Origin of the sequence: Micromonospora sp. NPDC047812 (assembly GCF_040704175.1) — a bacterium.
In the GTDB taxonomy this organism is placed as follows: domain Bacteria; phylum Actinomycetota; class Actinomycetes; order Mycobacteriales; family Micromonosporaceae; genus Micromonospora.
In genome coordinates this window covers 20,677-28,028 of sequence record NZ_JBEYRY010000003.1, presented here as the reverse complement: position 1 = coordinate 28,028, position 7,352 = coordinate 20,677, and the positions used below count along the sequence as shown (strand labels likewise).

Sequence of the window (7,352 nt, the reverse complement as noted above, 5' to 3'; positions counted from 1 at the left end):
CCGTTCGCGACTGCGGGGCTCGCAAACCCGGCCCACTCCTCGCGCTCACGACGCCTCCCCGAAGGCGACGTCGCTGGCGAGCACGGCCGCGCCGGCCACACCGGCGCGCGGGCCGAGTTCGGAGAGGACGACGGGAAGGTTGCCGGTGGCCAGCGGCAGCGACCGGCGGTAGACGACGCTGCGGATCTCGGCGAGGAGGATGTGCCCGAGCTGGGCGAGCCCGCCGCCGATCACGATCATCGACGGATTGGTGAAGCTGACCAGCCCGGCCAGGACCCCACCCACCCGCCGACCCCCGTCGCGGATCAGCTGGATGCAGGTCACGTCCCCCTCGACGGCGCCCCCGGCGACGTCCAGCGCGGTCACCGCGCCGCGCGCGGCGAGCCGTTCGGCCAGCGCGGGCGACACCCCGCTGCGCGCGGCGGCGGTCGCGTCCTTGGCCAGCGCGGCCCCGCTGAACAGCGCCTCCAGGCAGCCGACGTTGCCGCAGGAGCACATCGGGCCGTGCGCGTCGACCTGGATGTGGCCGATGTCGCCGGCGCAGCCGTCGGTGCCCCGGTAGACCTCGCCGCTGAGGTAGATCCCGCACCCTATTCCGGTGCCGATCTTCACGAAGAGGAAGTCGTCCACGGAGTGGGCGACCCCGCCGTGCCGCTCCCCGATCGCCATGATGTTGACGTCGTTGTCGACCACGGCCGGGCAGCCGTGCTCGCGGGTGAGCAGTTCACGCACCGGGAACCGGTCCCACCCCGGCATGATCGGCGGGGAGACCGGCACGCCGTCGCGGAAGCTGACCGGGCCGGGCACCCCGATGCCGACGGCGTCGAGCCGCTCGTAGGCACCGTCCACCCGGGCCTTGTGCAGCAACTCGTTGACCCGCTGGAGGATCACCTTCGGGCCGGTGCGGATGTCAGCCGCCTCGGCGTACGCGGCGACCGGCTCCAGCCGGCCGTTGACCACCTCGACGTCGATGGAGCTGGCGCCGAGGTCGACGGCGGCGAAGCGCAGGCGCGGGCTCAGCTCGACGAGGGTGGAGCGGCGCCCGCCCCGGGAGGCGGCCAGCCCCGCCTCGGCGACGTAGCCGAGGGCGACGAGCCGTTCCAGCTCCGCCAGCAGCCGGGGACGGGGCATCTGCAACCGGTCGCCCAGCTCGGCCCGGGACACCGCCCCCTCGTCACGGAGCAGCCGCAGCAGCCGTACGTGCAGGGGGTCGACCGTCCGCACCGGACTCACCTCTTCGCGGGCTCGTTCACATCGACGTAATGCCGAGGTGTCGTGCCGACACATTAGGAGTGTTCCGTGTCACGTGTCCAGAGCTTCGGCCGATCTGACGCAAACTTTTGTCCGTACGAGCAAAAGCTTCGAGTAGATCAAGAAAAGCCGCCCCGACACCTCCCACGCCGTCCGCGTGACACCCACCCGGTCTGGCGGCCCTGCTTGCAGCGCTGCCGCACCAGCCCACGACGCTGCGCCGCCCTCGGACCGCCAGCCGTGACCGCCCGGTCGTACGCCCGCCGGGGCGGCGGCCCGCGCCACCCCCAGCCGCCGGTGTCGCCGCAGCCCTCGGACGGTGATCAGGACCCCATGGACCTAAAAACCGGCGAATAAGGTCCACCATGTCCTGATCACCTCGGGATCACTTCGGAGGAGGCGGGCGGGCGGGTGGGGACACGCCCGCGCCAGCAGGCGGGTGGATGGGGCACGGCCGCGCCAGCAGGCGGGTGGATGGGGCACGGCCGCGCCAGCAGGCGGGTGGATGGGGCACGCCCCACGCTAGGAGGTGGGCCGGTGGGCCGGCACGCCACGCCACACCGCGAAGAAGGCTGACGGGGCGGTGGCCGGCACACTCAGGCCACGAGGTAGGCAGGCCGGCACGCCCCGCGGCCACGAGGCCTGCGGGGTGGTCGGGCGCCCGTACGCCCACGCAACGGGACAGGCGGGTGACGGACGGGGTGGGCCGGCACGTCCACACGCCACGAGGCAGGCGGTGGCGGACCGGCCGGCACGCCCGCGCCGCGAGGCGAGTGGGTGGGTGACAGCGCGCCAGCGCTGAGAGGCGAGCCGTGGCACCGGCGAACGTGCCAGGGCCGGCGCGGGTGTGCCGCCGCCCCGGCACCGGACAGCTGGCGGGGCGGCGGGGAGGCAGGTCGGTTACGGGCCGAGGTCAGCTGCGGTTGGCGGCGTTGCGCTTCTTCTTGAGCTTGCGGTCGTCGCGCAGTTCGACGTACGGCTCCTCGTCCGGGGAGTGGCCCGCCTCGATGGCGCGGCTGCGCTCCAGCTCGGCGTCGAACTCCGCGCCGAGGAGGATCGCGATGTTGCTCAGCCACAGCCAGATCAGGAAGATGATCACACCGGCGAGCGCCCCGTACGTCTTGTTGTACGAGCCGAAGTTGCTCACGTAGAGCGCGAACAGGCCCGAGATCACCAACCAGATGACCACGGCCAGTACGCCACCCGGGCTGACCCAGCGGAAGCCGCCGTGCCGGGCGTTCGGCGACGCCCAGTAGAGGATCGCGAACATCAGGCTCACCAGGAGCAGCAGCACCGGCCACTTGGCGATGTTCCACACGGTCACCGCCGTGGAACCCAGCCCGATCGCCTCCCCGACCTGCTCGGCGAGGCCGCCGGTGAAGACCACGATCACGGCGCTGGCCAGCAGCATCACGCCGATCACCGCGGTCACCCCGACGCGGATCGGCAGCGTCTTCCAGATCGGGCGCCCCTCCGGCACGTCGTAGATGGTGTTGGAGGCCCGCATGAACGCGGCGACGTAACCCGACGCCGACCAGAACGCGGCCAGCAGACCGAGGATGGCGGCGAAGCCGGCGAAACCGCCGCTCTGCTGCGCCTGGTCGATGGCCCCCTCGACGATCTGCCGGATCTCCCCCTGCGGGACCGCCTGGTTGACGGTGTCCTTGACGCCCTGCGTGGCGCCCGGGCCGAGCAGGCCGAGGATCGAGACCAGCACCAGCAGGCCGGGGAAGATGGAGAGCACCCCGTAGTACGTCAGGGCCGCCGCCCAGTCGGTCAGGCTGTCGTCCTGGAACTCCCGCACAGTGCGGCGCAGCGCGGCCTTCCAACCGGCGCCCGGCAGCTCGGCCGGGCTGTCGGGCCCCTCGTCGGGCCCGACCGGGCCGCGACCCGGGCGGCGCCGCTCGGCACGAACGGGGTCGGATCCCCGGTCCGCGCGGCCCGTCCGGCGGTCGCCCACCCGGCCGGCGGCCACCGCCCCGGAATCGTCGCGGTCGCGCCCGCTGCGGGTGGAGGACTCGTCGGAGGCCATCGCCCCTCCTCGTGGTCGGTGTCAGTCCCCTCGACATGCCCAGGCGACGGCCACCGTTAACCCCTAGCCGTAGAGCAACCTGCCCATCCGGCGCGAGGCGACCAGCAGCCCCAGGACCATCACCGCGAGCAGGTAGAGAACGTCGAGCACCCATTCCCAGCCGGCCGCGCCCACCGAGACGCCGCGGATGAGGTGCACCGCCCGGTAGAGCGGGGTCACCTCCACCGCCCAGCGCAGCGCGGCCGGGTAGGACTCGGCGGGGACGAACGTGCCGGAGAAGAGGAAGAGGGTGAACTGGGCCGCCGACATCAGGTCGAAGTCGTGCCAGCTGCGCATGAAGGTGGTGATCGCCATTCCCAGCGCGCCGAAGGCGAAGCCGACCAGCACGGCCGCCGGGAAGGCGACCAGTGCCCGCGCGGCGGTGGTGAGGTCCATCGCCACCATCACCACCAGGAAGGCGGCCGAGTAGGCGCTGCCGCGCAGCATCGCCCAGAGCAGCTCTCCCACCGCGATTTCGAACGGCTGCACAGGGGTGGCGATCACCCCGTCGTACAGCTTCATCTGCTTCATCTTCCCGAAGAAGTTGAAGGTCGTCTCCGACAGCGCGCCGGACATGGCCGAGGACGCGAGCATGGCCGGCGCGACGAACGCCGCGTAGGTGACGACCTCGCCGCCGGGAAGCGTGAGGTCACCGACCAGCGTGCCGACCCCGACGCCGATGGAGAGCAGGTAGAGCAGCGGCTCCACGAAGCCGGAGACGAGCAGCAGCCAGTAGACGGCCTTCAGGGCCGCGACGTTGCGCTCGGCCACGGAGACCGACCGGCGGGACGCGGCGGAGACGGCGACCAGCCGGGGCAGGACGAGACCGACCACTGCGATCCTCCTAGACGACCAGCCGGCGACGGAACGCGCGACGGGCCAGCAGCCAGCCGCCGACCGCCCAGGCCGCGAGGTAGAGCAGGTGGCCGGCGACCGACCACTGCGGGGCGACGCCGAGCGACGCCGCCCGGCACAGGTCGACGCCGTGCCAGAGCGGGGTCGCGTACGCCAGCCAGCGCAGCGCCAGGGGCAGCGACTCGACGGGGAAGAACACGCCGGCGAAGAGCGTCATCGGGATCACCGCGAAGCGGAGCAGCATCGCCAGCCAACTGTCGACGGAGACCACCGACGCGTACGCGAAGGTCGGCGCGGCGACGGCCAGCCCGAGCAGTGCCGTCACCGGCAGCGCGGCGAGTGCCCACGGCGACCGCAGCGCCCCGAACAGGGCCGTCACCAGCAGGAACGCCGCGACGGTGGTGACCACCCGGAACACCACGAAGGCCAGGTGCCCGCCGAGGATGTCGCCCACCCGCAGCGGCGCCGCGCTCTGCGCGAAGTAGGTCTTGACCCACTGGAAGTTGCCGAACACCGGCCACGTCGACTCGCTGACGGCCGTCTGCAACGCCGTCGACGCGATCAGGCCGGGCACGATCCAGTCCAGGTAGGGCACCCCGCCGATGCCCTGGTCGATGTAGGAGCCGACGCCGACGCCGAACCCGACCACGGTCAGCACCGGCAGCAGGAACGACGAGAAGAGCCCCGCCCGCCAGGTGCGCCGGTAGCCGACGAGATGGTGCGCCAGCACCGCGAGCGCCGGCACCCGCGGCAGCGCTGGACGCGCCCGTTCCCGCGCCGACTGCGCCACGCTCACGCGACCACCCCCGTCTCGCTCCGCGCCCACCACGACCTTCCTACCTCGCGGGTACGACAGGCCGTGGCCACCCTACGGCGGCCCGGCGCCGTCGTCCGTCAGCGTTGCCGGGCCGTACGGAGCAGCGCCAGCACCGCGTAGCCGAGCAGCAGCAGCCCGGCACCCGTGCCGACGACGAGCCCCGCGGACGCCGCCGTGGCGAGCGCGGTGACCAGCCCGGCCAGGGCGACGACGCACATCGCCGCCCCGAGCGGTCGCAGCAGCGGGTCGCGCAGCACCGGCACGAGGGGGAAGAAGTGCAGCCCCACCACGGCGCAGACCAGCACCGGGATGAACTCCGACCGCCCGACGAGGGCCAGCACGACGGCGCCGAGCCCGGCGGCGGCGAACTCGGCGAGGACGATCAGGAGGTAGCGACGGTCGGCGGCGCGGTCGTGGGCGACGGCTCCTCGGCTGCGGGCCACGACGACGGCGCCGATCACCGCCGTGACCAGGGCCGCGCCGCTCGCGACCACCAGCAGCGCGCGCAGCGGCTGCTCGGCGGCCGGCACGCTGAACCAGATCGTCGCGAAGACGCCCAGATAGAGCGCGGCGAGCCCGGCCTGGCGGCGGGACTGGAACTCCAACCTCGACATGACACCCCCGTGTGCGTCGCCGGGCGGACGCCGTGCCGCCAGCCCGCCGATGCTACGTAACGACCGGCACCGCCGCACCCGCCGGTCACGACCCGCCTCCCGGCGGCACACCCGCCGCGGGCAGCCCGGACCGCACGGTCGGCAGGGCCGGGTCGGCAGGGCCGGCAGGGTCGGCACGGACGGCACAGACAGCGCGGACGACCTGACGACGCGGACGACACGCACCGTCGCGGACGACACGCACCGTCGCGGACGACGCGGACCGCCGTATGGCCGGACGGCGGTGCCCGGCGCCGAGCCGGCCGTCCCGCCCGTCAGTCGACCAGGGTGCGGCCGGTGAGGTGGAGGAAGACGTCCTCCAGGCTGCTGCGCCGGACCAGCACGTTGGCCGGGTGCAGCCCCCGCTCGCCGACCTCGGTGACGGCCGCGTCGCCGTCGGGCACGTAGAGCAGGATCCGGTCGGGCAGCACCTCGACGCGCTCCCCCAGCCCGTCGAGCTTGCCGGCGAACGCCTCCTGCGACTCGGCGGCGAACCGCAGCTCCACCACCTCCCGGGTGGAGTGCCGGTCGATCAGCGCGCGGGGCGAGCCCTCGGCGACGATCCGTCCGCCGTCCATCACCACCAGGCGGTCGCAGAGCTGCTCCGCCTCGTCCATGTAGTGGGTGGTGAGGACCAGCGTGACGCCCTGCTGCTTGAGCCGGAACAGCCGCTCCCACACCAGGTGCCGGGCCTGCGGGTCGAGGCCGGTCGTCGGCTCGTCGAGCAGGACGATCTCGGGCTCGTTGACCAGCGCGCGGGCGATGGTCAACCGCCGTTTCATGCCGCCGGAGAGCGGCTCGACCTTGCTGTCGGCCCGCTCGGTGAGCTGGACGAAGTCGAGCAGCTCGGCGGCCCGCGCCCGGGCCACCCGGCGGGAGATGCCGAAGTAGCGCGCGTAGGTGGTGAGGTTCTCCTGGACGGTCAGCTCGGGATCCAGGTTGTCGAGCTGGGGGCAGACGCCGAGGCGGGCCCGGATCGCCGGCCCGTCGCGGACCGGATCCATGCCGAGGATGCGCAGCTCGCCGCCGCTGGGCGGGGAGGTGCAGCCGACCATCCGCATGGTGGAGGACTTGCCGGCGCCGTTGGGCCCGAGGAAGCCGAACGCCTCGCCGGCACGCACCTCGACGTCGATGCCGTCGACGGCGGTGAAGTCGCCGAACCGCTTCACCAGCGCCCGCGCCTGGATGAGTGGTGGAGCCGTGGTCACCGCCCGACCATAACCTCCGGCGCCGACACCTCCGACCGATCGCGGCCGGGGCCGTCGCCGGCGGTAGGGGTGGAGCCGGCGGCAGGAGTGGGGCCGGGCGGTAGGGGTGCAGGCGCCCTGGTCAGGGCCCTTTCGGCAACGGAGAGCGACGAAAACTACGCTGCGTGATGGCTTCGTGCGATGCCGCCGACGCGGCGGCCACCGCGCGAGGGCGGGTCGGAAACGCGCCGCTACCGGACCAGAGTGGACGCATCGGATACGGCCCGCTCCCGGCTTGCCGCATTCTTACCAATCAGGGCGCGCATCCTGCCGCATATCCGGGCTCGATAACAGTCTCTCTCCGTAATCGAAAGTCCCATTTAATTACTGGCTGCAATCATGATCAGCAATATTCCGCCCGGTATCTTATTCGCGTATCGTCCCCCCTCGTGCCACCAGTGCGTTCATCCGGCGAGCCCGCCCCGCAGCCGTCCACCGTGGGCCCCGAGTCCACCCCG

At 72.8% G+C, this 7,352-nt stretch carries 6 protein-coding genes; all 6 read right to left on the bottom strand.

The window, feature by feature from the left end; all coding sequences use genetic code 11:
* Positions 1-45: 45 nt before the first annotated feature.
* The 6 genes from AB0883_RS15150 to AB0883_RS15125 all read right to left on the bottom strand — a co-directional run bounded on the left by AB0883_RS15150 (position 46) and on the right by AB0883_RS15125 (position 6,855).
* Entirely contained in the window at positions 46-1,224 is a 1,179-nt protein-coding gene (locus AB0883_RS15150; protein WP_366641774.1) for an ROK family protein, read from the bottom strand.
* Between the two features lie 940 nt (positions 1,225-2,164).
* The gene (locus AB0883_RS15145) at positions 2,165-3,283 is read right to left on the bottom strand and encodes a YihY/virulence factor BrkB family protein (RefSeq protein WP_366641773.1); all 1,119 of its coding nucleotides are present in this window, start codon (positions 3,281-3,283) and stop codon (positions 2,165-2,167) included.
* Between the two features lie 63 nt (positions 3,284-3,346).
* Positions 3,347-4,156, bottom strand: coding sequence for an ABC transporter permease (locus tag AB0883_RS15140; protein ID WP_366641772.1), 810 nt, complete (start codon positions 4,154-4,156; stop codon positions 3,347-3,349).
* Positions 4,157-4,166: 10 nt separating this feature from the next.
* Positions 4,167-4,967, bottom strand: coding sequence for an ABC transporter permease (locus AB0883_RS15135; RefSeq protein WP_366642227.1), 801 nt, complete (start codon positions 4,965-4,967; stop codon positions 4,167-4,169).
* 104 nt (positions 4,968-5,071) lie between these two features.
* Positions 5,072-5,608, bottom strand: coding sequence for a hypothetical protein (locus tag AB0883_RS15130; RefSeq protein ID WP_366641771.1), 537 nt, complete (start codon positions 5,606-5,608; stop codon positions 5,072-5,074).
* 314 nt (positions 5,609-5,922) lie between these two features.
* On the bottom strand, positions 5,923-6,855 hold the full coding sequence (locus AB0883_RS15125; RefSeq protein ID WP_366641770.1) for an ABC transporter ATP-binding protein: 933 nt from the start codon (positions 6,853-6,855) through the stop codon (positions 5,923-5,925).
* Between the last annotated feature and the right edge of the window lie 497 nt (positions 6,856-7,352).